The sequence below is a fragment of the Promicromonospora sp. Marseille-Q5078 genome (genome assembly GCF_050315395.1).
Taxonomy (GTDB): Bacteria; Actinomycetota; Actinomycetes; order Actinomycetales; family Cellulomonadaceae; genus Isoptericola.
On the sequence record NZ_JBNPQG010000001.1, the window covers coordinates 2,142,201 to 2,167,334 of the forward strand.

A 25,134-nucleotide genomic window follows, 5' to 3' on the forward strand; every position below is an offset into this window, starting at 1 on the left:
TTCGCCTCTCTATCTCGCCGGAGAGGACGCGAACCGGTCCTGGAGCGTGCGCTTGAGGATCTTGCCGCTCGGGCCGATCGGGAGCTGGTCCACCACGTGCACGACCCGCGGGTACTTGAACGCCGCGACGCGGTCGCGCACGTACTCACGGAGGATCTCGGCGTCGACGGTGCGCCCGTCGGCGGCCACGACGGCGGCGTGGATCTCCTGCCCGTGCACCGCGTCGTCGAGCCCGAAGACGGCGGCCAGGGCGACGTCGGGGTGGCCGACCAGGACCGACTCGACCTCCGTCGGATACACGTTGTAGCCGTTGCGGATGATCATGTCCTTCTTGCGGTCGACGATCGTGATGATCCCCTCGGCGTCGACGGTGCCGAGGTCCCCGGTGCGGAACCAGCCGTCGGCCACGACCGCCGCGGAGGCGTCCGGGCGCCCGAGGTAGCCCTTCATGAGGTTGTGGCCGCGCACCACGATCTCGCCGAGCGCGCCGGGCTCGGCCAGCAGCTCCACCCGCGGCTCGACGAGCGGGTCGGCGACGGCCACGTCCACGCCCCACATCGACCGGCCCACGGTGCCCGGGCGGATCGGCTCGCCGAGCACGTTGAACGACACCGACGGCGATGTCTCGGTGAGCCCGTACCCCTCGTGCACCTCCGCGCCGTAGGCGTCCGAGAAGGCCTCGAGCACCGCCGTCGGCAGGGCCGCGCCGCCGGAGACGGCGTACCGCAGGGGCGGGCGCGCCGCGGTGCGCCCCGCCGCTTCGATCATGCCGACGAACATCGTCGGCACGGCGGTGAACACGGTGGCGCCGTGGGCCACGAGGAGCTCGAGCGCGGCGTCGGGGTCGAACTGGGGCAGCAGCACCACGGACGCGCCGACCCGGAAGGCCATGTTCATCACGGCCATCTGGCCGAACGCGTGGAACAGCGGCAGCCCGCCGAACACGACGTCGTCCGGCGTGAGGTCGAAGGAGTCGATGAGGGAGCAGTGCACCTGCTCGACGGCGGCGAGGTGCGACCCGACGGCGCCCTTCGGGGTGCCGGTGGTGCCGCTCGTGTACAGGATCGTCGCCGCGTCGGTCGGGTGCACCGGGGTGTGGCGCGCCACGGGGACGGCGGCCGCGGCCTCGTCCTCGAGCCGGGGCAGGTCGGGCCCGCCGGCGGCGACCGGCGGCGCGAGCACGGTGACCAGGGGCACGCCCGCGGCCTGTGCCGCGGGCAGCGCCTCGGCGAGCAGCGGGGCGGCGACCACGACCAGGTCGGCGCCGCTGTCGCGCAGCACGAACTCGATCTCCCGGGCCTTGAACAGCAGGTGCACCGGCACGACGACGGCGCCGAGGGCCTGCGCGGCGTAGAACGCCCGCGGGAAGTCGGGGACGTTGGGCACGATCAGCGCGACGCGGTCGCCGCGTCCGATGCCGCGGGCCGCCATCGCGCCCGCGTAGGCGCGGGTCTGGTCCCACAGGTCGCCGTACCGGGTGGTGCTGCCCATGAAGTGCAGGGCGGGGCGGCCGGGGGAGCGCGTGGCCGTCTCGGCCAGGATGCTGGCCAGGGACAGGGTCCCGAAGCCGAGGCCGTCGACGGCCTCGTCGGGGGTGTGGGTCATGTCAGGTCCTCTCCTCGTCGTCGATGGTGGACTCGTGTTCGTGCGCCCTGGGCCGGGGCCTCAGGGACGGAGCTCGGCCTTGCCGAGCGCGCTCAGGTGCACCTCGTCGGGGCCGTCGGCGAGGCGCAGCGCCCGCGCGCCGGCGAACATCTCGGCCAGGGGCTGGTCGCCGGAGAGCCCGGCCGCGCCGAACAGCTGCATGACGTGGTCGAGGATCCTCTGGACGGCCCGGGGGACGGCGATCTTGATGGCCTGGATCTCCGTCATGGCCTGCTTGTTGCCGACGGTGTCCATGAGCCAGGCCGTCTTGAGCACGAGCAGCCGCAGGGCCTCGATCTCGATCCGCGCGTCGGCGACCCACGCGCGGACCACGCCCTGCTCGGCGAGCGGACGGCCGAACGCCACGCGCCCGCGCGCCCGGTCCCCGGCCAGCGCCAGGGCGCGCTCGGCCGTGCCGAGGGCCCGCATGCAGTGGTGGATCCGCCCGGGACCGAGGCGGGCCTGGGCGATGGCGAACCCCTCGCCCTCGCCGCCCAGCAGCGCGGAGGCGGGGACGCGGACGTCGTCGAAGACGATCTCCGCGTGCCCGCCGTGGTCGCGGTCGTCGTAGCCGAAGACCGTGAGGGGACGCACGACCGTCACGCCGGGGGTGTCGCGGGGGACCAGCACCATGGACTGCTGCCGGTGCCGGGGCGCCTCGGGGTCGGTCTTGCCCATGACGATCAGCAGCGCGGCGTCGGGGTTCATCGCGCCCGTGGACCACCACTTGCGCCCGGTGACCACCAGGTGGTCGCCGTCGCGGCGGACCCGGGTGCCGATCTGCGTGGCGTCCGACGACGCGACGTCGGGCTCGGTCATGCAGAACGCGGAGCGGATCCGCGCGTCGAGCAGCGGCTCGAGCCAGCGCTCGCGCTGCTCGGGGGTGCCGAAGTGGGCCAGCAGCTCCATGTTGCCGGTGTCGGGCGCCGCACAGTTGAGGGCGACCGGCGCGAGGCGCGGGCTCCAGCCGGTGAGCTCGGCCAGCGGCGCGTACTGCAGGTTCGTCAGGCCGGCACCGTACGGACCGGTCGGCCCGCCGGCGGGGAGGAAGAGGTTCCACAGGCCCTGGTCGCGGGCGGCCGCCTGCAGCTCGCGGACGACGGGGCGGAACGACCACTCCCCGGGCGTCCCGGCGAGCTGGGCGTCGAGCACGGGCTCGGCGGGCAGCACGCGCTCGTGCAGGAAGGCCCGCACCTGCGCGGTGAGGTCGGCGGTGCGCGCGTCGGGGGCGAAGTCCATGTCAGGCCACCGTCCCGGTCGTCGCCCCGCTCGTGTGGGCCAGGCCGTCGGCCGCGAGCGGGGCGACGAGCTCCCCGATGCGGTCGAAGCCGTCCCCCACCGTGTCGCCCGCGCGGTAGCGGTAGTGGATCCCCTCGAGGATCACCGCGAGCTTGTACGCCGCGAAGGCGCGGTACCAGCCGAGCCCGGGCAGGGACGCGCCGGACCGCTCCGCGTACGCGTCGACGACCTCGTCGAACCCGGGGTACCCCGCGCCGGGGACGACGGCGCTGGTGGCGCCGTGCCCGTCCGTGACGGCGTTGATGTCCCAGTAGAGGCCGAGCATGCCCAGGTCGACGAGCGGGTCGCCGAGGGTGGCCATCTCCCAGTCGAGGACGGCCGCGACGCGCGGGGCGTCCGGCGGGCCGGCCACGATCGCGTTGTCGAGGCGGTAGTCGCCGTGCACGATCGCGCCGCGACCGTCCCGCCCGGTGGGCAGGCGGGTGGCGAGCGCGTCCTGCAGGGCGTCGAGGGCGGGCATCTCGCGGGAGCGGGAGGCGTCGTACTGGCGCCGCCACGTGGCGAGCTGGCGTTCCAGGTAGCCGGCCGGCCGGCCGAAGTCGGCGAGCCCCACCGCGGCGGGGTCGACGGCGTGCAGGTCCGCGAGGGTCGTGGCGAGCTCGAGGCCGAGCGTGTGCAGCCCGCCCGCGGTGTAGCCCGCGTTCTGCTCGGGCCGGGCGAGCACCTCGCCCGCGACGTGCTCCATGACGAAGAAGACGGTGCCCGTCACGTGGCCGTCCGCGGTGTCGTCGACGAGGTCGACGGTGCGCGGCACGGGGACGGGGGCGTCGGCGAGCGCCGAGATCACCCGGTGCTCGCGGGCCATGTCGTGCGCGCTGGACAGCACGTGCCCGAGCGGCGGTCGCCGCAGGACGAGGGGGCGGCGTGCGCCGTCGACCCGGTAGGTGAGGTTGCTCCGGCCCCCCGCGACGACCCGGGCGGTCAGCGCGCCGTCCCGCTCGTCGAGCAGGTCGGGGTGGGCGCCGCTCAGCCAGCGGGTGAGTCCGGCAAGGTCCAGGCCGGGCACGTCGGTCATCGTCGACCTGCTTTCCGTCGTCGCGTCGTCAGGACCTGGTGAGCATACCGCGCGGTCGGTATGTTGGCGACCATGGTCGTCCCCGGGTCCCGGTCGCGCGGCCGGCGCGCGTCAGTCGGTGCCGGCCGGGTCCACGAGCCGGCCGGTGACGGCGGTGCGCAGGTCGTCGGGCAGCGGCACCGGGCGCCGCGTCGTCGCGTCGACGAAGACGTGCGTGAACCGGCCGAGCGCGATCGGCTCGCCGGCGTGCTCGCCGTCGCCGTCGCCCGCCCGCAGGATGTGCAGGTCCCACGTGAGGCTGGTGCGCCCGAGCCGCTCGACCCCGATCGCGACCTCGAGCTCCTCGGGATAGGAGGCCGGCGCGCGGAACTCGCACGACGACGCGACGCACAGCCCGATGACGTCTCCGGCCGGGTCCAGCCCGCCGTGGGCGATCATCCAGGCGTTGACGGCCGTGTCCATCGCCGCGTAGTAGACGGTGTTGTTGACGTGGCCGTACTGGTCGTTGTCGTTCCAGCGCAGGGGGAACGGGTGGCGGGCGCGGGGCATCGGTTCTCCTTCGGGGCGTCAGGCGACGCGCAGCAGGTGGCGGAAGGCCGTGCGCGCGGCGTCGGGGCTCGGCTCCTCGCCGGCGATGAGGTCGGCGTAGGTGAACGACTCCGAGACGCGGACGAGCAGGTAGGCGAGCGTCGGCGGGTCGATGGCGCCGTCGAACGGGTCGTCGCCGAGGTGCGTGCGCACCAGCCACTCGGCGGTGGCCGTGTAGCGGTGCTGGATCGGGCTCGCCTTGGTGGTGAGCAGGCGCAGGGCGCGGGCCGGCTCGCGCCGCAGGAACTCGCGGAAGTACCCGGCGGAGATGAGGTCGCCCGCGAAGCGCGTCAGCAGGGCCGCGACGCGCTCGGCGCCCTCGAGGTCGGCCGTGGCGCGGTCGGCCTGGCCGAGCGTGGGCACGGCGAGCGACCACAGCACCTCGGACAGCAGCGCGTCGCGGTTGCCGACCCAGCGGAACACCGAGGTGCGGTCCACGCCGAGCGCCGCGGCGAGGCTGCTCATGTCGATGCGCCCGCCGGCGACGAAGGTCTCGCGGGCGAGGTCGAACGCCCGGCGCGCGTCGGGGTGGGTGGTGCCGGCGAGGCGGGCGGACAGCCGGGTCGGTGCGGCGCGCAGCCCGACCGAGCTGATCGGGGAGCCGATCGTGGCGTCGACCGCCGGGCTGGTCGGCGAGCTGGTCGGCGGCTCCGGCGAGGACATGTCCGCAGCCTAGCGCCGGACCGTCAGGATGGTGCAACATATTCCAGAATGATGCACACTGACCCTGGAACGCGCACCGTGGCGCAGTGCCGGTGCGGGATCGACGACGATCGGAGCAGACCATGACCACCACGTCCGTCTCGACGACGGCCGCCCCGACGGCCGAGACCTGGGCGGCGTCGGCCCTCGACGCCGACTTCTACGGCTTCCAGAGCCTGCTGACGCCGCTCGAGCAGGAGAAGGCCGTCGCGGTCCGCGAGTTCATGGAGCGCGAGGTGCGCCCGATCGCGGACGACTACTGGGAGCGGTCGGACTGCCCGGTGCACCTGTTCAAGCCGTTCGCGGCGCTCGGCACGGTGGGCGCCGCCTGGTCGGAGACCGCCGGCTTCGCCAGCTCCGCGGTGTTCCGCGGCTGGATCGGGATGGAGCTGGCCCGGGTCGACTCCTCGTTCTGCACCTTCATCGGGGTCTCCAGCGGCCTGGCGATGAGCTCGATCGGCCTCGGCGGGTCGCCCGAGCAGCGCGAGCAGTGGCTGCCCCCGATGGCGCGCGGCGACCTCATCGGCGCCTTCGGCCTCACCGAGCCGCTCGCGGGCTCCGACACCGCCAAGGGGCTGCGCACCACCGCCACCCGGCACGGCGACACCTGGGTGCTGCACGGTGCCAAGCGCTGGATCGGCAACGCGACGTTCGCCGACGTCGTCGTGATCTGGGCCAAGGACACGGCCGACGACCAGGTCAAGGGCTTCCTCGTCCGCCAGGGCGCGCCGGGCTTCACCGCCACGAAGATCGAGCGCAAGCAGTCGCTGCGCATCGTGCAGAACGCGGACATCGTGCTCGACGGCGTCGAGGTCGCCGAGGCGGACCGACTGCAGGGGATCGACAGCTTCCAGGACGTCGCGAAGGTGCTGCGGGTGACGCGCGACGGGGTCGCGTGGCAGTCGCTGGGCACCATGATCGGCGCCTACGAGGCCGCCGTCGCCTACACCAAGCAGCGCGAGCAGTTCGGGCACCCGATCGCCAGCTACCAGCTGGTCCAGGACAAGCTCGCCACAGCGCTCGCCAACGTCACCGCGAGCTTCGCCGTCTGCGTCCGCGTGTCCCAGATGCAGGACGAGGGCACGCAGCGCGACGCGCACGCGGCGATGGCCAAGTCGTTCGTCACGACCCGGATGCGCGAGACGGTCGCGCTGTGCCGCGAGTCGCTCGGCGGCAACGGCATCCAGCTCGACCACGGGGTCGCCCGCTACTTCGCCGACGCGGAGGCCGTGTACACGTTCGAGGGCACCCGCGACATGAACAACCTCATCGTCGGGCGCGAGATCACCGGCCACGCCGCGTTCGTCTGACCGGCGTCTGAGTGGCGCGCACCGGGACGAGCAGACCGACCAGACCGACTGTCGAAGGAGACATGATGACCGAGGCGTACATCGTCGCCACCGCGCGCTCGCCGATCGGCCGCGCGTACAAGGGCTCGCTGGCCGGCGCGCGCGCCGACGACCTCGCCGCCCGGATGGTCCGGGCGGCCGTCGAGAAGGTCCCCGGGCTGGACCCGGCCCGCATCGACGACCTCATGCTGGGCTGTGGCCTGCCCGGCGGCATTCAGGGGATGAACATGGCCCGGGTGGTGGCCGTGCTGGCCGGCTGGGACACCGTGCCGGGCACCACGGTGACGCGCTACTGCTCGTCCAGCCTCCAGACGACCCGGATGGCATTCCACGCCATCAAGGCGGGGGAGGGGGACGTGTTCGTCTCCGCCGGCGTCGAGTCGGTCAGCGGCATGGCGGTCGGCTCCAGCGACGACATCCCCGGCGTCGACCTCACCAACCCGCGCTTCGCGCAGGCGCTCGAGCGGACGGCGAAGCGCGCCGTCGGGGACGCCCCGGGCTGGACGGACCCCCGTGCCGAGGGGCTGCTGCCCGACGCGTACATCGCCATGGGGCAGACGGCGGAGAACGTCGCCGCCATGCGGGGCATCACGCGCGCCGACCAGGACGAGTTCGCGGCGCGCAGCCAGCAGCGGGCCGCCGCGGCGATCGCCGACGGGTTCTGGGCGCGGGACATCACGCCCGTGACGCTCGACGACGGCACGGTCGTCGCGGCGGACGACGGGCCCCGCCCGGGGACGACGGTCGAGAGGCTCGCGACGCTGGAGCCGGTGTTCCGCCCCGACGGCACCGTGACGGCAGGCAACGCCTGCCCGCTCAACGACGGCGCGGCGGCCGTCGTCGTGGTCTCCGAGCGGGTGGTCGAGGAGCTGGGGCTGCAGCCGCTCGCCCGCATCGTGTCGACCGGGGTCACCGGCCTCTCGCCGGAGATCATGGGGCTCGGGCCCGTGGAGGCGAGCCGACAGGCGTTGGCCAGGGCAGGGCTGAGCGTCGACGACATGGACCTGGTGGAGATCAACGAGGCGTTCGCCGCCCAGGTGATCCCGTCGGCCCTGGAGCTCGGCGTCGACGAGGACCGGCTCAACGTCCACGGCGGTGCGATCGCCGTCGGGCACCCGTTCGGCATGACCGGCGCGCGCATCACCTCCACGCTCATCAACGGGCTGGAGGTGACCGGGGGCCGCTACGGCCTGGAGACCATGTGCGTCGGCGGCGGGCAGGGGATGGCGATGGTGCTGGAGCGCGTCGGCCGGCCGTGACGTCCGGGGACGGGGCAGCTCACCCGACGAGCGACTGCGTGCCCAGCACGACGGCGAGCGCGAGGCGGTCGGCGTCCTCGGAGCCCGGCTCGGCGCTGTAGACCATGATCCGCAGGTCGTCGCCCGCGACGACCAGCGTGTCGCAGTCGACGGCGATGCGGCCGACCGACGGGTGCTCGACGACCTTGTGCCGTGACGGGTCCTCGCGCCGGACGATCGGCGCCGACTCCCAGAGCTCGACGAACCGCGGGCTCCGGGCGCCCAGCTCGTCGACGAGGCGCTGCACGCGGGGGTCCGAGGGGTACCGCGCCGTCGTCAGGCGCAGGTCGCCGACCAGCCCGGCGACCAGGTCCGCGTGCTCCTCGGCGGTGTGCACGACGCGCGAGGCCGGGCCGACCAGGTGGCGCCAGAGCGCGTTGCGTTCGATCCCGCGCCACGCCGTGGTCGCGCCGAGGAGGGCGTCGTACGGGGTGTTGGCGACGACCAGGGTCCACGTCGCGTCGTAGACCGCGACCGGGTTGCCCGCCAGCCGGTCGAGCAGCCGCTGCACGCTCGGCGGGATCCGCGACGGGACCGCCCCGGCGTCGGGCACCGGCAGCCCGCCGAGGCGGAACAGGAGCTCCCGCTCGGGGTCCGAGAGCCGCAGCGCCCGGGCGAGCGCCTCGGTGACCTGGGCCGACGGGGAGGTCGCCCGGCCCTGCTCGAGGCGCGTGAGGTAGTCCATGGAGATGCCCGCGAGATCCGCGAGCTCCTCCCGGCGCAGCCCCTTCGCCCGGCGCCGGCTGCCGACCGTGACACCGGCCGCCTCGGGCGCGACGCGCTCGCGCCACCGTCGCACCGCCGGACCGAGCTCGTTGATCCGCTCGTGGGACACCATCCTCCGAGTGTGCGGCCCGGACGACGCGCTGTCCTGGCCCTGGCAGTCCTACGACAGGGCGACGACTGCCTGGGCCGGGCCGACGGGGCGATGCTCGAACCATGACGACCACACTCATCACCGGTGCCACCCAGGGTCTCGGCAGGGAGACCGCCCGACAGCTCGCGGCCGCTGGCCACACGGTCTGGGTCGCGGCCCGCGACGAGGCCCGCGGCCGTGCCACGGCCGAGGAGCTCGGGGCGCGCTTCGTCCTCCTCGACGTGCTCGACGACGCCTCCGTCGCGGCGGCCGCCGCCCTCGTCGAGGCCGAGGGCGGGCTCGACGTGCTGGTCAACAACGCGGGGATCGAGCCCCGCCTGGCCGGCAACGCCGTCCCGACGCCCGCGGACGAGTCGGCCGACGACGTCCGGCGGACCCTCGAGACCAACGTGCTCGGCGTCGTGCGCGTGACGCACGCGTTCCTGCCGCTGCTGCGGCGCTCGGCGTCCCCGGTGATCGTCAACCTGTCCAGCGGCCTCGGGTCGCTGGCCGGCCTCGGCGACCCGGACGGCCCCACGCACTTCTACCCGGGCCTGAGCTATCCGACGTCGAAGGCCGCGGTGAACGCGCTGACGATCCAGTACGCGAAGGCCTTCCCGGCGTTCCGTGTCAACGCCGTCGAGCCGGGGTTCACGAGGACGGGCCTCAACGGCCGGACCGGGACGCAGACCGTCGCGGAGGGGGCCGAGATCGTCGTCCGGATGGCGCAGGTCGGCCCCGACGGGCCGACCGGCACCTTCGTCTCCCGGCACGGCGAGCTGTCCTGGTGACCGGCCGTGGGCCCGGCGCGGTCAGCCTGCCGGGACGTACAGGGCGAGGGTCTGCGCGACGAGCGCCGGCTTGTCGACGCCCTCGATCTCGACCGTCACCGTGGAGGCCAGCCGCACGCCCTGCGCGACCGTCTCGGCGCCGGTGAGCTCCGTCGTCGCGCGCACGCGGGCGCCGGCGGGCACGGGGTGGAGGAACCGCACCTTGTCCAGGCCGTAGTTCATCGCCATGGCGACGCCGTCCACCTCGACCAGCGACGAGGCCAGCCGGGGGAGCAGGGACAGGGTGAGGAACCCGTGGGCGATCGTCGTGCCGAACGGTCCCGACGCGGCGCGCGCGGGGTCGACGTGGATCCACTGGTGGTCCTCGGTGGCGTCGGCGAACGCGTCGATGCGCCCCTGCTCCACCGTGAACCACGCGCCGGTGGCCCGCTGCCCGACGGCGTCCGCCAGCGCGGCGGGCGAGGCGACCCGGACCGTGGACGGCGCCTCGGGCGTCCCGTTCGTCCCGGGGGCTGCGGCGCTCATGCCTTCGGCCCGCCCGCCACGTAGAGCACCTGGCCCGAGACGAACGACGCCTCCTCGGAGGCGAAGAACGCCACGGCGGCGGCGATGTCCTCGGGGCGCCCGGCGCGGCCGACCGGCACGTCCTTCGCGGCGGCCGCGAGGAAGTCGTCCAGGGAGACGCCCACCCGCTCGGCGGTCGCGGCGATCATGTCCGTGGCGATGACGCCGGGTGCCACGGCGTTGGCGGTGACGCCGAACTTGCCCAGCTCGATCGCGAGGGTCTTGGTGAAGCCCTGCATGCCCGCCTTCGCGGCGGAGTAGTTCGCCTGGCCGCGGTTGCCGAGCGCGGACGTGCTGGACAGGTTGACGATGCGGCCCCACCCGGCCGCGACCATGTGCGACTGGACCGCCCGGGACATCACGAACGCGCCGCGCAGGTGCACGCGCAGCACCGCGTCCCAGTCGTCCTCGGACATCTTGAACAGCAGGTTGTCGCGCAGGATCCCGGCGTTGTTGACCAGGATGGTGGGGGCGCCGAGCTCGTCGGTCACGCGGGCGACGGCGGCCTCGACCGCCGCGGCGTCGGCGACGTCCACGCCGAGCCCGATCGCGCGCCCGCCGCCCGCGACGATGCCGGCGGCGGTGTCGGCCGCCTGCTCCTCGAGGAGGTCGAGGACGGCGACGGCGTGGCCGTCGGCGGACAGGCGGCGGGCGGTCGCGGCGCCGATGCCGCGGGCTCCTCCCGTGACGATCGCGGTGCGGGGCTGGGGTGCCTGCTCGGTCATGCGGGGTCCTCTCCTCGATGGGACGACGGTGCGGACGCGACGACGGGGGCGCAGGTCCGGGCATGGCGCGCGACGGTGCGCGGCGGGACGCCGGTGGGCGGCACGGGCACGACCTCCTCGTCGTCGGTGCTGGCGCCCCCAGTGTGGACCGCGGGGCGCCGGGATCGACATACCGACTGCGCGGTATGTCGAGTGCAGCGTACAGGAAGCGCGCCGCGCGAGGGCGCCTGCACCCGGCCTGCGGGTCGCGCTGCGGGTCGGGCCGGGCGGCCGACCTGCGCGGTTGACAGGCGCCGTCGGCGCGACGTCTACTGACAGTGTTCGAACAAGCGTTCGAATCCGACGCCGGACGTCGCGCGTCGTGCAGGTCTGGTCGTCCGGGTGCTCGCGCGCCGGGCCCGGGAGGAGGTCGCGTGACGGTCGTCGCCCCTCCGCGTAGTACCGCGGCACCTGCCCCCGCACCCGGCCCGGCACCTGGCTCCGTCCCCGTCCCGGGCCGGGCCGCCGCCGCCCGGGCGGCGCTGCGGGCGGCGGAGCAGCGCACCGGGCGGGGGAGCCCGGAGCCCGACGGCCGGCTGCTGCCGGTGCACCCCGGGCTGGCCGCGCTCCTGCCCGGGGGCGGGCTGGCCGCCGGCACGGTGCTCGCCGTGCGGGGCTCGACGACGCTCCTGCTCGCCCTGCTGGCGGAGGCGTCGCGGTCCGGCGCGTGGGTCGCGCTCGTCGGTGCGCCCGCGGTCGGGATGCTCGCGGCCGCGGACGCGGGGATCGCGCTCGGCCGGACGGTGCTCGTGCCCGCCCCCGGCCCGGACGCGCCGGCCGCGGTGGCCGCGCTGCTCGACGGGATGGACGTGGTGGTCGTCGGGCCGGGCGCCACGCTGCTGGACGCCGACCGCCGTCGCCTGGCCGCGCGCGCCCGGGAGCGGGGCGCGGTGCTGGTGGCGCAGGCCGCGTGGCAGGGCGCGCACGTGACCCTCGACGCGCGGGGCGGCACCTGGTCCGGCGTCGACCACGGGGCGGGCTGGCTGCGCCGCCGGACCCTGCGCGTGCGTCGCGCGGGTCGCGGCGCCGCCGCGCGGCCGGTCGACATCGAGGTGGACGTACCGCTGCGGGTCGAGCGCGTCGTCGGGGGCGACCCCGTCGCGGCGGGCGCCGTCGCCGGCACGCGCACCGACGGGGACGTCGCCCGGCGCGCCGGGGACCGGGCGGCGGGCCCCCGCCTGCGGGTGGCGTGATGGCGGGCGACGCACCGGACGGCACGGGGTCGGGCGGCGGGGCGCGGACGTCCGCGCTGTGGGTCCCGGACTGGCCGGTGGTGGCGGCGCTGACGGCCGCCGGCCTGGACGCGCACGTCCCGGCCGCGGTGCTCGGCGCCCGCTCGGGCGGCGGGACGGGCGCGGGGCACAGCGTCGTGGCCGTCTCGGCCGTCGCCCGCGCCCAGGGGGTGCGGCGGGGGATGCGGCGCCGGCAGGCGCAGGAGCGCTGCCCCGAGGTGGCGTTGCTGCCGGCCGACGACGCCCGCGACGCGCGCGAGTTCGAGCCGGTGGCGCTCGCCGCCGAGACGGTGGTCGCGGGCCTGGAGGTGGCGCGCCCGGGCCTGCTCCTGCTGCCGGCCGGCGGGGCGGCGCGCTACCACGGCTCGGAGCTCGCGCTGGCACAGGCCCTGGTGGGGGCCGTCGCCGCGCGCACCGGGCACGAGAGCCAGGTGGGCGTGGCCGACGGGCTGCTCGCGGCGGTGCTCGCCGCCCGCGAGGACGCCGTCGTGCCCGCGGGCGGGTCCGCGGCGTTCCTCGCCGACCGCCCCGTGGGGGAGCTGGTGCACGCCGTCTGCGACCCGACCGGGGTGGCCGCCGTGCGCGAGGCGGCGGGGCTGTGGTGGCGGCTCGGCCTGCGCACCCTCGGCGACCTGGCGCGCCTGCCCGCCGCGAGCGTGCAGGCCCGCTTCGGCGACCTGGGCGTGTGGGCCCAGCGACTGGCCCGCGGGGAGGACCTGCGCCCGCCCGCCCGCCGCCGGGTCGAGGAGGACCTCGCCGTCGCGGAGGAGCTCGACCCGCCCGCGCTGCGGGTCGACGTCGCGACCTTCGCCGCGCGCCGCCTGGCCACCGCGTTGCACGACCTGCTCGCCTCCCGCGGCCTGGCCTGCGGGCGGCTGCGCATCACCGCGCGCACGACGGCGGGCGGGGACCTCGGCGGGGACGACGTCGGCGGCGACGGGGAAGGCGCGGTGCTGGAGCGCGTGTGGCGCACGGACGACGCGGCCGCGGGCGGGATGAGCGCGGCGCGGATCACGGACCGGGTGCGCTGGCAGCTCGAGGGGTGGCTCACCGCGGCGTCCGCCCGGCGCGGGGGAGAGGCGGACCCCGTCGTCGCGCCGATCGCGCACCTCGCGCTGGCGGCCGAGGACGTCGTCCCGGCGACGACGCACCAGCCCGGCCTGTGGGGGGCGGACGCCGGCGAGGGCGAGCGCGCCCGGCGTGCGCTCGGGCGGGTGCAGGGCCTGCTCGGCGGGCACGCCGTGCTCACGGTGGAGCTGCAGGGCGGCCGCGGTCCCCGCGACCGGGTGCGGCTCGTCCCCTTCGGCACGGAGGGCGACGCCGGTCGTGACCCCGACCAGCCCTGGCCGGGCGCCCTGCCGAGCCCCGCGCCCGCGGGCCTGCCGGACGAGCCGGTGCCCGCCCGGCTGCTCGACGCGACGGGGCGCGACGTCGTCGTGGACGCCCGGCTCGCGATGAGCGGCGAGCCCGCCGCCGTCGAGCGCCCGGGCGATCGGGGCGGGGCGCGGGACGTGGCGGCGGTGACGGGCTGGGCGGGGCCGTGGCCGCTCGCCGAGCGCTGGGGGTCCGCCGGCGGCGGGGCCCGCCGCGTCTACCTGCAGGCGGTGCTCGACGACGGCCGGGCGCTGCTGCTGGCGCAGTCCGGCGGCACCTGGCAGGTGGAGGCGTTCTATGACTGAGGCGGAGGTGCAGCGGAGGGTGGGGGCCGAGGTACGAGGCGCGCGCCGGGAGCGGAACCGCAGCCTCGGTCGTCAGGAGAGCCATGACTGAGGCGGAGCGGGGCAGCGGCTACGCCGAGCTGCACGCCCACTCGGCGTTCAGCTTCCTCGACGGCGCGTCGCACCCCGAGGAGCTGGCGGCCGAGGGCGCCCGGCTCGGGCTCGACGCGCTGGCGCTGACCGACCACGACGGGCTGTACGGGGTGGTGCGCTTCGCGGAGGCCGCCCGGAAGGTGGGGCTGCCCACCGTCTTCGGTGCCGAGCTGCACCTGCCGGCCCCGCTGACGCCCGGGGCGGCGCCGGGCACCGCCGGGAGCCGGCCGGTGCTCGACCCGCCGACCGGCGTCCCCGACCCGCGGGCCACCCACCTGCTGGTCCTGGCGCGGGGCGACCAGGGCTACCGGAACCTGTCCCGGGCGATCGCGACCGCGCACCTGGAGGCGGGGGTCAAGGGCAAGGCCCGGTACGACCTCGAGGGGCTGGGCGGCGAGGCGGGTGGCGAGTGGCTCGTGCTCACGGGGTGCCGCAAGGGCGCCGTCCGGCGCGCTCTCACCGCACCGGGCGGCGGCGTCGGGGCCGCGCGGCACGAGCTCGACCTGTTGACCGCCACCTTCGGCCGCGACAACGTGGCCGTCGAGATCACCGCCACCGGCGACCCGCGGGACGCCGACCTGCACGCGGCGCTCGCCGGCCTGGCCCGCGAGGCCCGGCTGCCGCTCGTCGCGACGACGGACGCGCACTACGCCCGCCCGCGCGACGCCGACCTGGCGGGGGCGCTGGCCGCGGTGCGGGCGCGGTCCTCCCTGGACGGCCTGGACGGCTGGCTGCCCGGCGCCCCGACTGCGCACCTGCGCTCGGCCGCCGAGATGCGCGTGCTGCACCGGCGGCACCCGCAGGCCGTCGCCACGGCGGCCGCGCTCGCGGCGGAGTGCGCCTTCGACCTGCGCCTGGTGGCGCCGAACCTGCCGCCCTATTCCGTTCCTGACGGGCACGACGAGGCGACCTGGCTGCGCGAGCTGGTGCGGCGGGGCGCCACCGACCGGTACGGGCCGCGCCCCGCCCCCGGCGTCCCCGGCAACGAGCGTGCCTGGGCGCAGATCGACCACGAGCTGCGCGTCATCGAGCAGCTGACCTTCCCCGGCTACTTCCTCGTCGTCTACGACCTCGTGGAGTTCTGCCGGCGGGAGGGCATCCTGTGCCAGGGCCGCGGGAGCGCCGCCAACTCGGCGGTCTGCTACGCGCTGGGCATCACCGCCGTCGACGCCGTGAAGCACGGCCTGCTGTTCGAGCGCTTCCTCGCGCCGGAGCGGGACGGCCCGCCGGACATCGACATCGACATCGAGTCGGGGCGCCGCGAGGAGGTCATCCAGCACGTCTACGCGACGTTCGGGCGCACGCACGCGGCGCAGGTGGCGAACGTCATCTCCTACCGTCCGCGCTCGGCCGTGCGCGACGCCGCCCGCGCCCTCGGGTACGACGTCGGGCAGCAGGACGCCTGGAGCAAGTCCATCGAGCGCTGGGGGTCGCTGCGCGGCCCGGACCCCGTCAGCCCGGCGGCCGACGCCGCGGTCCGGGCCGCGCGGGCGGAGGCCGGCTCCCCGGGCACCGGGGGCGCACCGGGGGAGCCGCCGAACCGGACCGCCGCCAAGGACGCGCGGACCGACGCGCTGTGGGGCCCCGCCGCGCGCGGCGCCGGACGCGTCGTCGACCCGGTCGCGACGGACGCGGGCGAGGTCCGGCGCGCCGACGACGCGCACGACGTCGTGCCCGGACGGCGCCCGCCGTCGGCCGAGGAGGAGGGGCAGATCCCCGGCCCGGTGCTCGACCTGGCCGACCGCATGCTGCGCCTGCCGCGCCACCTGGGCATCCACTCCGGCGGGATGGTCATGTGCGACCGCCCGGTGATCGAGGTGTGCCCTGTGGAGTGGGCCCGCATGGAGGGGCGCACGGTGCTGCAGTGGGACAAGGAGGACTGCGCGGACGCGGGGCTGGTGAAGTTCGACCTGCTCGGCCTGGGCATGCTCACCGCCATCCGGTACGCGTTCGACTCGATCGCCGAGCAGACGGGGGAGCGGCTGACGCTGCACGGCCTGCCCGACGACGACCCGGCGGTGTACGACCTGCTGTGCGCCGCCGACACGGTCGGCGTGTTCCAGGTGGAGTCGCGCGCCCAGATGGCGACGCTCCCGCGGCTGCAGCCGCGGCAGTTCTACGACATCGTCATCGAGGTCGCGCTCATCCGGCCGGGGCCCATCCAGGGCGGGTCCGTGCACCCGTACATCGAGCGGGCGCGCGGCCGGGAGCCCGTGACCTTCCTGCACCCGCTGCTGGAGAGCTCGCTGGCCAAGACCAAGGGCGTGCCGCTGTTCCAGGAGCAGCTCATGCAGATGGCGATCGACGTCGCGGGCTTCAGCGCCAAGGAGTCCGACCAGCTCCGCCGGGCGATGGGCTCCAAGCGGTCGGTCGAACGGATGGAGGAGCTGCGCGGCCGGCTCCTGGAAGGGATGCGCGAGAAGGGGGTCGACGACGCGGGCGTGCGCGAGGAGATCTACGACAAGCTCAAGGCGTTCGCCGACTTCGGCTTCCCCGAGTCGCACGCCTACTCGTTCGCCTACCTCGTGTACGCCAGCTCGTGGCTCAAGGTGCACCACCCGGCCGCGTTCTACGCGGGCCTGCTGGCCGCGCAGCCGATGGGGTTCTACTCGCCGCAGTCGCTGGCCGCCGACGCGCGCCGCCACGGCGTGCAGGTGCTGCGCCCGGACGTCAACGCCTCGCGGGCGCTCGCGGGCGTGGAGCGGCTGGCAGAGGCCGGGGCGGAAGCCCCCGCCCCCCCGGACGCGGGCTTCGGGCCGGCCCCGGACCCGGCGCTCGCGGTGCGGCTCGGGCTGTCCGCGGTGCGCGGCATCGGGGACGACCTCGCCGAGCGGATGGTCGCCGAGCGGGAGGAGGGCGGCCCGTTCCGCGACCTGCGCGACCTGGCCCGCCGGGTGGGGCTCAGCACCGCCCGGCTCGAGGGGCTCGCGACCGCGGGCGCCACGGAGGGCCTCGGCGCCGGACGGCGGGAGGCGCTGTGGGCGGCGGGCGCCCTCGGGCAGGAGGGACCGGGCACCCTGCCGGGCGTGTCCGTCGGGGTGGACGCCCCGACCCTGCCCGGCATGACGCCGGTCGAGGTGGACGTCGCGGACGCCTGGGCCACCGGGATCACCCCGGGCTCGACGTCGCCGCTGGAGCACGTGCGCGAGGGCCTGGAGCGGGCGGGGGTGCTCACCGTCGCCGGGGTGTGCGCCACCGAGCCCGGCCGGCGGGTGGCGGTCGGCGGCGTCGTGACGCACCGGCAGCGCCCGGGCACGGCGGGCGGCGTGACGTTCCTGTCGCTCGAGGACGAGACGGGGCTGCTCAACGTCATCTGTTCCGCCGGGCTGTGGCGGCGCTTCGCCGTCGTCGCGCGCGGGGCCCCCGCGATGGTGGTCCGCGGCCGGGTGGAGAGCGCCGACGGCGCGGTCAACCTGCTCGCGGAGCACCTCGCGCCGCTGCGGCTGCCCGTCGCGACCCGGTCCCGGGACTTCCGGTGAGGCCCACGTCCTGCGCGGAACCGCACCCTCGGAGCCGCCTGGGCGTCCGTGGGGAGTTCACCCCGCCGTCGGCCTCCGGCTGCACCCCGTCCACCCGGGGATCACCGCCGTCTCCCAGGCTCGGCCCATGCGCACCCGTCGAGCCGTCGCCGCCGTCGCCGCCGTCGTCGTCAGCGCCGCCCTCGCGGCCGCGGGCGCCGCCCCCGCCGTCGCCACGGGGCAGGGGCGTGGGCATGGACAGGAGCACGGCCACGGCAACACGCGGACGTTCGATCTCCAGGCGCACCGGGGCGGGGTCGCGATGACCGTCGAGAACACGCTGCCCGCCTTCGCGAACGCCCTCGAGCTCGGGGTGAGCACCCTCGAGCTGGACGTTCAGATCACCGCCGACGGGTACGCGGTGGTGACCCACGACCGTGACCTCAGCCCCGCCAAGTGCGTCGACACCGCACCCGCGACCCCCGGCGACCCGGAGTACCCGTACGTGCCCGGGCGCACGTACATCAAGGACCTCACGCTCGCGCAGGTCCGTACGATCGACTGCGGCTCGTTGCGGCAGCCGCAGTTCCCGGACCAGGAGCTGCACCCCGGCGAGCGCATCCCGTTGCTGTCCGAGGTCTTCGACCTCGTGAACCGCTACCGGGCGCGGCAGGTCACCCTGAACGTCGAGACCAAGGTCGAGGCGGGGGCGCCCGACCAGACGGCGCCGCGCGAGCAGTTCGTGCAGGTCGTGGCGCGCGAGGTGCGCCGCGCGCGGCTCACCGACCAGGTGACGATCCAGAGCTTCGACTGGGGCTCTCTCATGCGGATGCGCGAGGTCGCGCCGCGCCTGCCGGTGGTGGCGCTCACCAACGGCCAGCAGTTCCTGCAGCAGGGCCAGGCGGGGGCCTCGCCGTGGCTCGGAGGGCTCGACATCGACGACTTCGAGGGCTCGCTCCAGCAGCGGTTCGTCGCCGCGGCCGCGTCCTTCGGGGCGGACGCCGTCTCGCCCGTGCACGGGGACCCGCAGGGCGGAGGCGTCGGCGACCCGGGCTACGTGCCCTTCACCACGGCCGAGCTGGTGTCCGCCGCGCACGACGCCGGCATGGCGGTGGTGCCGTGGACCGTCGACGACCCGGCGACGATCCGCTCGCTCCTGGACCTGGGGGTCGACGGTCTCATCACGGACGCCCCCGACGTGCTGCGCCGCATCATGGCCGAACGTCACCTGAAGCTGCCGAAGCCGTACCGCGAGCCGGGGCACCGGCCGACGGACGCTGCCACCGCGGGCTGACCTACGCTCTCGGCGCGCGGTGCGGTGGATCAGCCCGCGGCGCTCGCCGCGTCGCCGGAGCCCGCGCCGGCCGCGCGGCGGGCGCGCCGGCCGCGGGCGACCTCGGTCCCGAGGGCGTCGAGCGGCTGGGCGAACGGGTCGGCGAAGCGGGAGAGCCACAGCCGCACGACGTCCAGGCCGGCGCCGTCGACGGCGTAGAGCCGGCGCGTGCCCTCGGCGCGGACGGTGACGAGGCGCGCGTCCCGCAGCACCTTCAGATGCTGGGAGACCGCGGGCTGGGAGATGCGCGCCTCGGCCCGCAGCGCCTCGACGAGCGCGCCGGCGGGCCGCTCGACGCCGTCCGCCAGCAGCTCGAGCAGGCGCCGCCGGACGGGGTCGCCGAGGGCCTCGAACACCCCCCGCCGCGCGGCGGCGCCGGGCATCAGGCCTCCGGCGCCGTCGTGTAGAACGCGACGGTGCGCCCGGCCGCGGCGCGGGCGGCGTCCGGGTCGTCGCCGTCGGCGATCGCGGCGTCCGCCCAGCCCGTGGCGGCGAGACGGGAGAAGGCGACGCCGTCGGGGGAGAGGGACCACGCCTCGGCCACCTGCGGGTCGAGCGGGGCGGCGGGGTCGGTGACGTGCAGGCCCAGGCCCATGAGGGCGAGGTCCCAGCCGACGCCCGTGGCGCCGGGGCCGTACTGGTCCCACAGCTCCTGCGGCACGGAGGCCTCGTGCACGAGCTCCAGCACGGTGCCGCCCTCGGCCTCCGACAACGACACCGCGAGCCACGAGACCGACCCCCCGAACTCCCAGGTGACCGCGAAGTCCCCCGGGGCGTCGCAGCGCTCGACCGTGCCGCCCGCGTTGCCCTCGAGCTGGTACCGCCCGCCGACGGTGAGGTCGCCGGTGACGGGCAGGAACCAGCGGGGGATGCGCTCGGGCGAGGTGAGCGCGTCCCAGAGGTCGGCGAGGTCGGTGGCGTACGCGCGCCGCGCGACGGCGATCTTCGTGGGCGCGCCGTCCCGTTCGCCCGTGCGGATCTCCCGCGTCACCAGCCCTGCGGTGGCGACCGGGTCGATGGTGATGGTCATGTCCGCTCCTCCGGATAGATAAGCCAGTACTTATATAGAAGCACGGACGAGTGCTGAGGGGAAGACCCGGAGAGCCGGTGGGGGCGGGGCGTCCCCTCGGGTCCTCAGTCGAGGGGCACGACGACGCACACGACGAACGTCCCGCGCCCGCGCCGCAGGAGGTAGCGGCACCGCTCGCTCGCGCTCTCCGCGGCGAGCTCGTCGCGGTAGGACCATCGGACGTCGACCCAGAGCAGCCCCCAGCCGACCTCCTCGACCGTGCCCAGGTCGGGCACCACCGCGACCGCGTCGCCGGCCCGGGCCGGCCGCTGCCGCGACAGGTCGAGCACCTCCTCGGGGGAGCCGAGCAGCACCGAGCGCTCCTGGCCCACGACGAGGACGGGAAGGTCGTAGCGGTCCGTGACGGCCTCGAGGTCCTCCGCGCCGAGCACGAGGCCGAGGTCGGCGAGGAAGGACGCCAGGGCCTCGTCGTCGTACGTGCCGGCGGCCGGTGTCCCCATCCGTTCACGGTAGCGCTGTGGCATCATCACCGCTCATGAGCCCCCGTCGCGCGCGGAGCCTCGCGCCCGCCGCCGTCGTCGCCCTGCTGGCCCTGAGCGCGTGCGCGGGCCTGACCGGGAACGCCTCCCCGTCGCACTCCTCCCAGGCGCCCACCTCCTCGGACGGGCCCGCCTCCCCCGAGGAGATCGCCGCCGCAGCGGACCGGTGGGGCTCCGCCCCGCAGTACGTGCTGACGACGTCGGCCGCCGGGTTCGAGGCCGTTCCGCTCGCGGCGGGCGTCTACGGCGCGGACGGATTCTCGCTGGTCTTCGGCGCACCGACCGGAGGCGCGTTCCTGCTCACCGCCGTCGGAGGCGCGATGAGCGCGGACGACTGCGCGGACGGAGCGGTGACGGACGTCTCCGGCGGGGGACTCGACGGGTCCGTGACGTGCACGCCGGAGGACGGCGCGTTCCGCAGGACGGCGGGGGACGCCGAGGAGTACGTCGTCGTGCGCGACGACGTCCTGGTGCGCGTCTCGGGGAGTGCCGCCGACCACGACGCCCTCCGCGAGGCCGCCGGGAACGTCCGGGTCCCGACGCACGACGAGCTCGCCGCCCTGGTCGAGGGCACGCCCTCGGACCCGGGAGGCATGGGAGGCATGGGAGGCATGGGAGGCACGGAGCGGGGCGACCTGCCCCCGGGTGACGGGGCGCCGGACAACAGCGTGGGCGCCGGCGGCTGAGGGCGCGCGCCGCCGAGACCGCTGTGGGTACCGGGGCCTAGCGTGGCGGGCATGACCTCCGGGCTCCGGATCGAGGCGGCCGACGCAGACCGGTTCGACGATGTCGCGACGATGCTCAACCCGCGCGGTCGCGCGGAGGCCTGCTGGTGCCTGCACTGGCGCCAGCCGAAGGGCTTGCCGGTCGGCGGCCGGGGCGAGCACCTCCGAGAACTGGCGGGGCAGGACCCTCGTCCCGGGCTCCTCGCCTACCTCGACGACGAGGAGGAGCGCGCCGGCACGGCCACCGTGGTCGGGTGGGTGGGCCTCGCCCCGAGGTCCGCGGCGCCGTCGCTCCAGCGCACGCGCGTGCTCCCGAGGGGCGACCCGGACGAGTGGCCGACGACGTGGGCCGTGATGTGCTTCGTCGTGCGGCCGGGGTACCGCCGCCGCGGGATCGCCCGCGCGCTGCTGGCGGCGGCGGTGGACTACGCCCGGGACCACGGGGCACGGGTCGTCGAGGGCTTCCCGGTCGAGCCGGAGCCAGGCCGTCGCGTCCCGGTGAGCGCGGCGTTCGTCGGCACGGTGGACCTGTTCGAGTCGGTCGGGTTCGCGCGGGTCGGGGACACCGCGGCGACGAGCGGACGGCTGCCGAGGTGGGTGCTGCGCCGCGACCTCGCAGAGGCGTGAGGCCGCGGCGGGCAGCACGTCGTGCCCCGGCTCACCAGGCCTGGGAGTAGACGTCGGCGAACAGCTCGTCCGGGTCCACGTCCAGGCCGCGGGCGGCGAACCAGGTGCACACGTTGCGGCAGTCGCGGTGCAGCAGGTCGGCGCCGAACGGGTTCGCCACGAGGTCCACGACCTGGGGCAGGTCGATGATCACGAGGCGTCCGCCGTCCTCGGCGCCGTCCACGAGGATGTTGTAGGGCGAGAGGTCCCCGTGCGCCCAGCCGAGCCGAGCGACGACGCTCATGCCGTGGCGCAGCTGGTCGAACCAGTTGGCGAGCTGCTCCGGGTCGGGGCGCATGCGGGCGAGCCGGGGCGCCGCCTCGACGGCACCGTCGGCGGACTCCTGCCCGACGAACTCCAGGAGGATCTCGGTGCCGTCGATCTGGACCGGGTAGGGCACGGGCGCGCCCGCGTCCCACAGCTTCGCGAGGGCGAGGAACTCCGCGTCCGCCCACTGGGTGGCGGCCACGGCCTTGCCCCACGAGGACTTGCGGTCCTCGATCGCGCGCTGGTCGCGGGTGCGGCGCACGCGCCTGCCGTCGGTGTACTCGCCGTCGCGGTGGAACTGGCGGTGGTCGCGGCCGCGGTACCGCTTGGCGGCGAGCAGGCTGCGGCGGCCGGGGTCGTCGGGCACGGCGCGCTCGACGAGGAAGACGTCCGCCTCCTTGCCGGTCTTGAGGACGCCCAGCTCGGTGTCGAGGGCAGCGTCCGCGGTGACGACCCAGTCGGGTCGGGGCTCGGGGCCGCGCTGGCCCTTGGTGACGGACGTCCAGGTCGACCACCGCTGGTCGGGCCCGGGCTCCATGGGAACGTCGAGGTCGGTGGACGTCCCGAAGGGGGAGGGGGAGGGGGAGAGCGGGAGGGAGAAGGCGGAAGAGGAAGAGGTAGGGGTGTGCTGGTGCACGCGAGGCTCCTGGTCAGGTCGAGGAGCTCGAGCACGGCCCCTCAGGATCGGGTGGTGACCGCTCGCCGGAGAGGTTCCGGGAGGGCGCGCATGACGACGTCGTCCATCGATCTGCCCTCCTTCGCGTGCGGGCCCGCGCCGATCGCGTGCCGCCTGCGGGGAGCATGCCAGCCCGGCGCAGCGCGGTGCACCCCTTTTTCCGGGCGTCTTTCGGCTGTCTTTCGGCCCGGCCCCGACCGGGCCTCGCGCGGTCCGTAGGGTGCGGGGATGGGGTTCGTGCCGGTCGTCGACGGGTCCGGCGGCGTCGAGGAGGTCCTGGTCCGCACCAGCCGGCGCCTGCGCACCACGAGCACCCTCGTGCTCGCGCCGCCGGCGAGGGGCGCCGACGGCGCGCGGGCGGCGCTCCTCGTGGATCCTGGCTGGGAGCCCGACGAGCTCGTCGCGATCGCCGACGAGGTGCACGCCCGGGGCGCGCGGGTCGTCGCGGGGTTCTCGACCCACGCCCACCACGACCACCTCCTGTGGCACCCGGGCCTCGGCACCGACGTGCCGCGGTGGGCGACGCCGCCGGCCGCTGCCGTGGCGCGACGGTACCGGGCACGGCTGCTCGCGGAGGCCGCGGCCGACGCCGAGCGGTACGGCGGCGCGGGGCACGCGCCCGAGGCGCTGGAGCTGATGGGGCGCGTCGCGCCGATCCCGGCGGAGGAGCGCGGCGTCCCCGACCCGGACGGTCTGCTGCCGGCCTCGGAGGTCGTGCAGCACGACGGGCATGCGCCCGGGCACGCCGCGGTCTGGCTGCCGCGCAGCCGCGTGCTGGTCGCGGGCGACATGCTGAGCGACGTCGAGCTCCCGCTGCCGTGCGACGAGACCACCGGCGACGAGAACACCCGCGGCGGAGCGCGCCGTGACGTCGCGGGATACCTGGCAGGGCTGGACCGCCTCGCGCCGTATGTCGCGCGCTGTGCGGTCCTGGTGCCGGGGCACGGTGCGCCCACGTCGGCCGCGAGGGAGCGCCTCGATGCCGACCGTCGTTACCTCGAGGCCGTGCTGGGCGGGCGCCCGGCCGACGACCCGCGCCTGTCCCTGCCCGGGGCGGCCGCGGAGGACCGGCGGCTGCGAGCCGCCGTCGGGGGATAGGGCGCTCAGGAACCGAGCGCGCCTGCCCAGGCGGTGACCTGCTCCCACACGGGCTGGGTGTCGTAACCCATCTGCTGGAGCCCCGCCCAGACCATGCCCACGACGGCGTACAGGCTGACCGGCGTCATGACCACCCACTCCCGCCACGACCCGGCGTCGCCGAGGATCGGCAGGGACAGGTTGCCGCCGTCGCGCCACACGTCGTCGAACGGCAGTACCCGGTACCGGCGGACCCAGTACGGCGAGCGGAACTTCAACGGCCACAGCAGGGGGACGCCGGCGGTGGTGAGCAGGTCGCCGATCACGTGCACCGCGCAGCCGAGCGCCACGCAGAACGGCATCCAGTTCCACTCCTCGGGCGCGAAGACGGCCACGCAGGCGGCGAGGAGCAGCGACAGCGTCCAGGTCCACCACCGTCGCCCGCCGGTGACCTTCCACGCCCGCAGGGCGAAGGCGATGAGCAGCACCGCCATGATGCCGGGGCCGACGAGCACCTCGCCGAAGGCTTCCGTGCGGATCGAGACCATGCCCATCACCCACGCGATCGCGGTGAAGACGGCGATGCCGAGGAACGAGTGGGTGCCGTTGCGGTGGCCGCCCGAGACGGTCGCGACGAGCTTGGTGACCCCCTCGGAGACCGGCGGCAGCGAGTGCGCGATGGTGCCGCTGTGGTGGTCGGCGTCCGGCAGCAGGGCCGCGCCGGCGCAGACGAGGGCTCCCGTCATCACCCCGACGTCGGAGACCGGGTGCCAGCCGAGCGCGAACGGTGCCGTGGACGTGACCGCGACCCAGGCGGCCGCTCCCGACGCGGCGTGGTGCCCACCCATCATGACCTGCGGCGCTCCTGTTCTGGGTCGGCGCGTGCTCGACCTGTTCGGCGGGGTCGTCCCGTTCCTCACCCTTGACCGGTTGGTCCGGGCCGGGCGAGACGCTACACGTCGCCTCCGACACCCGCGTCCGGCGTTCGGACCTGCGGGGACGCGTCGATGGGGGCGTCAGCTACGAGGGGGTCCGACGACGGGTCCGACCACGGCGGCCGGTGCGCCGCTCCGGCCCGCCGAGCGTCGGCCGAGGGGGAGCGCGGTTTGCGAGATCCCGTCCCGCCCGTGCTATGTTTTTCCCCGCACCGAGACGGCGCCGAGGCGCTGTCGAGGTCCACTCGTCCGGGTGGCGGAATGGCAGACGCGCTAGCTTGAGGTGCTAGTGCCCTTTATCGGGCGTGGGGGTTCAAGTCCCCCTCCGGACACTCGTTGAGACAGCGACGACCAAGACCCTCCGGTCCACAACGGAGGGTCTTTTTCGTGCCCGGGGGTGAACTCGCGCGGCGACCGGCACCCGGCCTGGTCGCGGGCGGGGGGTGGTGCCAGTCTGGAACGGTCACGACGCGGTCGTGGCCTCGCGGGACGCGTCCACCGTAGCCCCGCCCGAC

General features: G+C 75.7%; 23 protein-coding genes and 1 tRNA gene. 11 read left to right on the forward strand and 13 right to left on the reverse strand.

Features of this window, described 5'->3' with window-relative positions; genetic code table 11:
• Nucleotides 1-9: 9 nt before the first annotated feature.
• The 5 genes from ACQFYA_RS09915 to ACQFYA_RS09935 form a co-directional block, all read right to left on the reverse strand.
• Nucleotides 10-1,605 (reverse strand): AMP-binding protein, encoded by a 1,596-nt coding sequence (locus ACQFYA_RS09915; RefSeq protein WP_499123579.1) that lies wholly within the window; start codon nucleotides 1,603-1,605, stop codon nucleotides 10-12.
• A gap of 60 nt (nucleotides 1,606-1,665) precedes the next feature.
• Entirely contained in the window at nucleotides 1,666-2,883 is a 1,218-nt protein-coding gene (locus ACQFYA_RS09920; protein ID WP_499123580.1) for an acyl-CoA dehydrogenase family protein, read from the reverse strand.
• 1 nt (nucleotide 2,884) lies between these two features.
• Nucleotides 2,885-3,958, reverse strand: coding sequence for a phosphotransferase family protein (locus tag ACQFYA_RS09925; protein ID WP_499123582.1), 1,074 nt, complete (start codon nucleotides 3,956-3,958; stop codon nucleotides 2,885-2,887).
• Between the two features lie 111 nt (nucleotides 3,959-4,069).
• Nucleotides 4,070-4,507 carry an acyl-CoA thioesterase gene (locus tag ACQFYA_RS09930; RefSeq protein ID WP_499123584.1) on the reverse strand — a complete coding sequence of 146 codons (438 nt, stop codon included), beginning with the start codon at nucleotides 4,505-4,507 and terminating at the stop codon, nucleotides 4,070-4,072.
• A gap of 18 nt (nucleotides 4,508-4,525) precedes the next feature.
• Nucleotides 4,526-5,209, reverse strand: coding sequence for a QsdR family transcriptional regulator (locus tag ACQFYA_RS09935; RefSeq protein WP_499123587.1), 684 nt, complete (start codon nucleotides 5,207-5,209; stop codon nucleotides 4,526-4,528).
• Between the two features lie 122 nt (nucleotides 5,210-5,331).
• Here ACQFYA_RS09935 and ACQFYA_RS09940 point away from each other — a divergent pair, with 122 nt between their 5' ends.
• Nucleotides 5,332-6,558, forward strand: a complete 1,227-nt coding sequence (locus ACQFYA_RS09940; protein ID WP_499123590.1) for an acyl-CoA dehydrogenase family protein — start codon at nucleotides 5,332-5,334, stop codon at nucleotides 6,556-6,558.
• A 65-nt stretch (nucleotides 6,559-6,623) separates the two neighbouring features.
• On the forward strand, nucleotides 6,624-7,856 hold the full coding sequence (locus ACQFYA_RS09945; RefSeq protein WP_499123591.1) for an acetyl-CoA C-acetyltransferase: 1,233 nt from the start codon (nucleotides 6,624-6,626) through the stop codon (nucleotides 7,854-7,856).
• Nucleotides 7,857-7,875: 19 nt separating this feature from the next.
• Here the strand turns inward: ACQFYA_RS09945 and ACQFYA_RS09950 are convergent, their stop codons facing one another.
• Nucleotides 7,876-8,733, reverse strand: coding sequence for a helix-turn-helix transcriptional regulator (locus tag ACQFYA_RS09950; RefSeq protein ID WP_499123594.1), 858 nt, complete (start codon nucleotides 8,731-8,733; stop codon nucleotides 7,876-7,878).
• 101 nt (nucleotides 8,734-8,834) lie between these two features.
• Here ACQFYA_RS09950 and ACQFYA_RS09955 point away from each other — a divergent pair, with 101 nt between their 5' ends.
• Complete coding sequence (locus ACQFYA_RS09955; protein WP_499123596.1) at nucleotides 8,835-9,542, forward strand: SDR family NAD(P)-dependent oxidoreductase; 708 nt, start codon at nucleotides 8,835-8,837, stop codon at nucleotides 9,540-9,542.
• Between the two features lie 21 nt (nucleotides 9,543-9,563).
• Here ACQFYA_RS09955 and ACQFYA_RS09960 read toward each other — a convergent pair whose 3' ends face one another.
• Complete coding sequence (locus tag ACQFYA_RS09960; RefSeq protein WP_499123599.1) at nucleotides 9,564-10,067, reverse strand: MaoC family dehydratase; 504 nt, start codon at nucleotides 10,065-10,067, stop codon at nucleotides 9,564-9,566.
• Nucleotides 10,064-10,831: a 3-oxoacyl-ACP reductase FabG gene (gene fabG, locus ACQFYA_RS09965; protein ID WP_499123601.1), complete on the reverse strand. Its 768-nt coding sequence runs from the start codon at nucleotides 10,829-10,831 to the stop codon at nucleotides 10,064-10,066. Before fabG ends, ACQFYA_RS09960 begins: the two co-directional genes overlap by 4 nt.
• Before the next feature lie 413 nt (nucleotides 10,832-11,244).
• Between fabG and imuA' the strand changes: the two genes are divergently transcribed.
• The 4 genes from imuA' to ACQFYA_RS09985 all read left to right on the forward strand — a co-directional run bounded on the left by imuA' (nucleotide 11,245) and on the right by ACQFYA_RS09985 (nucleotide 18,665).
• Nucleotides 11,245-12,063, forward strand: a complete 819-nt coding sequence (gene imuA', locus ACQFYA_RS09970) for a DnaE2-dependent mutagenesis accessory factor ImuA' (protein ID WP_499123603.1) — start codon at nucleotides 11,245-11,247, stop codon at nucleotides 12,061-12,063.
• Entirely contained in the window at nucleotides 12,063-13,781 is a 1,719-nt protein-coding gene (locus ACQFYA_RS09975) for a Y-family DNA polymerase (protein ID WP_499123605.1), read from the forward strand. The genes imuA' and ACQFYA_RS09975 overlap by 1 nt, the downstream gene beginning before the upstream one ends.
• An 83-nt stretch (nucleotides 13,782-13,864) precedes the next feature.
• Nucleotides 13,865-17,392, forward strand: a complete 3,528-nt coding sequence (locus tag ACQFYA_RS09980; protein WP_499123607.1) for an error-prone DNA polymerase — start codon at nucleotides 13,865-13,867, stop codon at nucleotides 17,390-17,392.
• 127 nt (nucleotides 17,393-17,519) lie between these two features.
• On the forward strand, nucleotides 17,520-18,665 hold the full coding sequence (locus tag ACQFYA_RS09985) for a glycerophosphodiester phosphodiesterase family protein (RefSeq protein ID WP_499123608.1): 1,146 nt from the start codon (nucleotides 17,520-17,522) through the stop codon (nucleotides 18,663-18,665).
• Nucleotides 18,666-18,694: 29 nt separating this feature from the next.
• On the opposite strand, the gene ACQFYA_RS09990 is transcribed toward ACQFYA_RS09985, so the two are convergent.
• From ACQFYA_RS09990 to ACQFYA_RS10000, 3 genes are all read right to left on the reverse strand, one after another.
• The gene (locus ACQFYA_RS09990) at nucleotides 18,695-19,087 is read right to left on the reverse strand and encodes an ArsR/SmtB family transcription factor (RefSeq protein ID WP_499123610.1); all 393 of its coding nucleotides are present in this window, start codon (nucleotides 19,085-19,087) and stop codon (nucleotides 18,695-18,697) included.
• On the reverse strand, nucleotides 19,087-19,734 hold the full coding sequence (locus tag ACQFYA_RS09995; RefSeq protein ID WP_499123613.1) for an SRPBCC family protein: 648 nt from the start codon (nucleotides 19,732-19,734) through the stop codon (nucleotides 19,087-19,089). Before ACQFYA_RS09995 ends, ACQFYA_RS09990 begins: the two co-directional genes overlap by 1 nt.
• Before the next feature lie 104 nt (nucleotides 19,735-19,838).
• Complete coding sequence (locus ACQFYA_RS10000; protein WP_499123614.1) at nucleotides 19,839-20,234, reverse strand: DUF6841 family protein; 396 nt, start codon at nucleotides 20,232-20,234, stop codon at nucleotides 19,839-19,841.
• Between the two features lie 35 nt (nucleotides 20,235-20,269).
• On the opposite strand from ACQFYA_RS10000, the gene ACQFYA_RS10005 reads away from it, so the two are divergent.
• A complete protein-coding gene (locus tag ACQFYA_RS10005) occupies nucleotides 20,270-20,959 on the forward strand; it encodes a hypothetical protein (protein WP_499123616.1) in 690 nt (229 codons plus the stop codon).
• A gap of 51 nt (nucleotides 20,960-21,010) precedes the next feature.
• Nucleotides 21,011-21,625 carry a GNAT family N-acetyltransferase gene (locus ACQFYA_RS10010; protein ID WP_499123618.1) on the forward strand — a complete coding sequence of 205 codons (615 nt, stop codon included), beginning with the start codon at nucleotides 21,011-21,013 and terminating at the stop codon, nucleotides 21,623-21,625.
• A 31-nt stretch (nucleotides 21,626-21,656) separates the two neighbouring features.
• On the opposite strand, the gene ACQFYA_RS10015 is transcribed toward ACQFYA_RS10010, so the two are convergent.
• Nucleotides 21,657-22,469 (reverse strand): serine protein kinase RIO, encoded by an 813-nt coding sequence (locus tag ACQFYA_RS10015; protein WP_499123619.1) that lies wholly within the window; start codon nucleotides 22,467-22,469, stop codon nucleotides 21,657-21,659.
• A 366-nt stretch (nucleotides 22,470-22,835) separates the two neighbouring features.
• Here ACQFYA_RS10015 and ACQFYA_RS10020 point away from each other — a divergent pair, with 366 nt between their 5' ends.
• Entirely contained in the window at nucleotides 22,836-23,705 is an 870-nt protein-coding gene (locus ACQFYA_RS10020; protein WP_499123621.1) for an MBL fold metallo-hydrolase, read from the forward strand.
• Nucleotides 23,706-23,710: 5 nt separating this feature from the next.
• Here ACQFYA_RS10020 and ACQFYA_RS10025 read toward each other — a convergent pair whose 3' ends face one another.
• Complete coding sequence (locus tag ACQFYA_RS10025; RefSeq protein WP_499123623.1) at nucleotides 23,711-24,535, reverse strand: metal-dependent hydrolase; 825 nt, start codon at nucleotides 24,533-24,535, stop codon at nucleotides 23,711-23,713.
• Nucleotides 24,536-24,866: 331 nt separating this feature from the next.
• On the opposite strand from ACQFYA_RS10025, the gene ACQFYA_RS10030 reads away from it, so the two are divergent.
• Nucleotides 24,867-24,951: transfer RNA gene (locus tag ACQFYA_RS10030), tRNA-Leu, on the forward strand.
• The last annotated feature ends 183 nt before the right edge of the window (nucleotides 24,952-25,134 follow it).

Excerpts from the sequence above, each read along its gene's own strand:
- ACQFYA_RS10000 (WP_499123614.1), bottom strand. The coding sequence starts at position 20,234 with ATGGGGACACCGGCCGCCGGCACGTACGACGACGAGGCCCTGGCGTCC.
- ACQFYA_RS09925 (WP_499123582.1), bottom strand. The coding sequence starts at position 3,958 with ATGACCGACGTGCCCGGCCTGGACCTTGCCGGACTCACCCGCTGGCTG.
- ACQFYA_RS10020 (WP_499123621.1), top strand. The coding sequence starts at position 22,836 with ATGGGGTTCGTGCCGGTCGTCGACGGGTCCGGCGGCGTCGAGGAGGTC.
- ACQFYA_RS09930 (WP_499123584.1), bottom strand. The coding sequence starts at position 4,507 with ATGCCCCGCGCCCGCCACCCGTTCCCCCTGCGCTGGAACGACAACGAC.
- ACQFYA_RS10025 (WP_499123623.1), bottom strand. The coding sequence starts at position 24,535 with ATGATGGGTGGGCACCACGCCGCGTCGGGAGCGGCCGCCTGGGTCGCG.
- ACQFYA_RS09935 (WP_499123587.1), bottom strand. The coding sequence starts at position 5,209 with ATGTCCTCGCCGGAGCCGCCGACCAGCTCGCCGACCAGCCCGGCGGTC.
- ACQFYA_RS09945 (WP_499123591.1), top strand. The coding sequence starts at position 6,624 with ATGACCGAGGCGTACATCGTCGCCACCGCGCGCTCGCCGATCGGCCGC.
- ACQFYA_RS09985 (WP_499123608.1), top strand. The coding sequence starts at position 17,520 with ATGCGCACCCGTCGAGCCGTCGCCGCCGTCGCCGCCGTCGTCGTCAGC.
- fabG (WP_499123601.1), bottom strand. The coding sequence starts at position 10,831 with ATGACCGAGCAGGCACCCCAGCCCCGCACCGCGATCGTCACGGGAGGA.
- ACQFYA_RS10005 (WP_499123616.1), top strand. The coding sequence starts at position 20,270 with ATGAGCCCCCGTCGCGCGCGGAGCCTCGCGCCCGCCGCCGTCGTCGCC.
- ACQFYA_RS09950 (WP_499123594.1), bottom strand. The coding sequence starts at position 8,733 with ATGGTGTCCCACGAGCGGATCAACGAGCTCGGTCCGGCGGTGCGACGG.
- ACQFYA_RS09960 (WP_499123599.1), bottom strand. The coding sequence starts at position 10,067 with ATGAGCGCCGCAGCCCCCGGGACGAACGGGACGCCCGAGGCGCCGTCC.
- ACQFYA_RS10010 (WP_499123618.1), top strand. The coding sequence starts at position 21,011 with ATGACCTCCGGGCTCCGGATCGAGGCGGCCGACGCAGACCGGTTCGAC.
- ACQFYA_RS10015 (WP_499123619.1), bottom strand. The coding sequence starts at position 22,469 with ATGGAGCCCGGGCCCGACCAGCGGTGGTCGACCTGGACGTCCGTCACC.
- ACQFYA_RS09975 (WP_499123605.1), top strand. The coding sequence starts at position 12,063 with ATGGCGGGCGACGCACCGGACGGCACGGGGTCGGGCGGCGGGGCGCGG.
- ACQFYA_RS09955 (WP_499123596.1), top strand. The coding sequence starts at position 8,835 with ATGACGACCACACTCATCACCGGTGCCACCCAGGGTCTCGGCAGGGAG.
- ACQFYA_RS09915 (WP_499123579.1), bottom strand. The coding sequence starts at position 1,605 with ATGACCCACACCCCCGACGAGGCCGTCGACGGCCTCGGCTTCGGGACC.
- ACQFYA_RS09990 (WP_499123610.1), bottom strand. The coding sequence starts at position 19,087 with ATGCCCGGCGCCGCCGCGCGGCGGGGGGTGTTCGAGGCCCTCGGCGAC.
- ACQFYA_RS09920 (WP_499123580.1), bottom strand. The coding sequence starts at position 2,883 with ATGGACTTCGCCCCCGACGCGCGCACCGCCGACCTCACCGCGCAGGTG.
- ACQFYA_RS09980 (WP_499123607.1), top strand. The coding sequence starts at position 13,865 with ATGACTGAGGCGGAGCGGGGCAGCGGCTACGCCGAGCTGCACGCCCAC.
- ACQFYA_RS09995 (WP_499123613.1), bottom strand. The coding sequence starts at position 19,734 with ATGACCATCACCATCGACCCGGTCGCCACCGCAGGGCTGGTGACGCGG.
- ACQFYA_RS09940 (WP_499123590.1), top strand. The coding sequence starts at position 5,332 with ATGACCACCACGTCCGTCTCGACGACGGCCGCCCCGACGGCCGAGACC.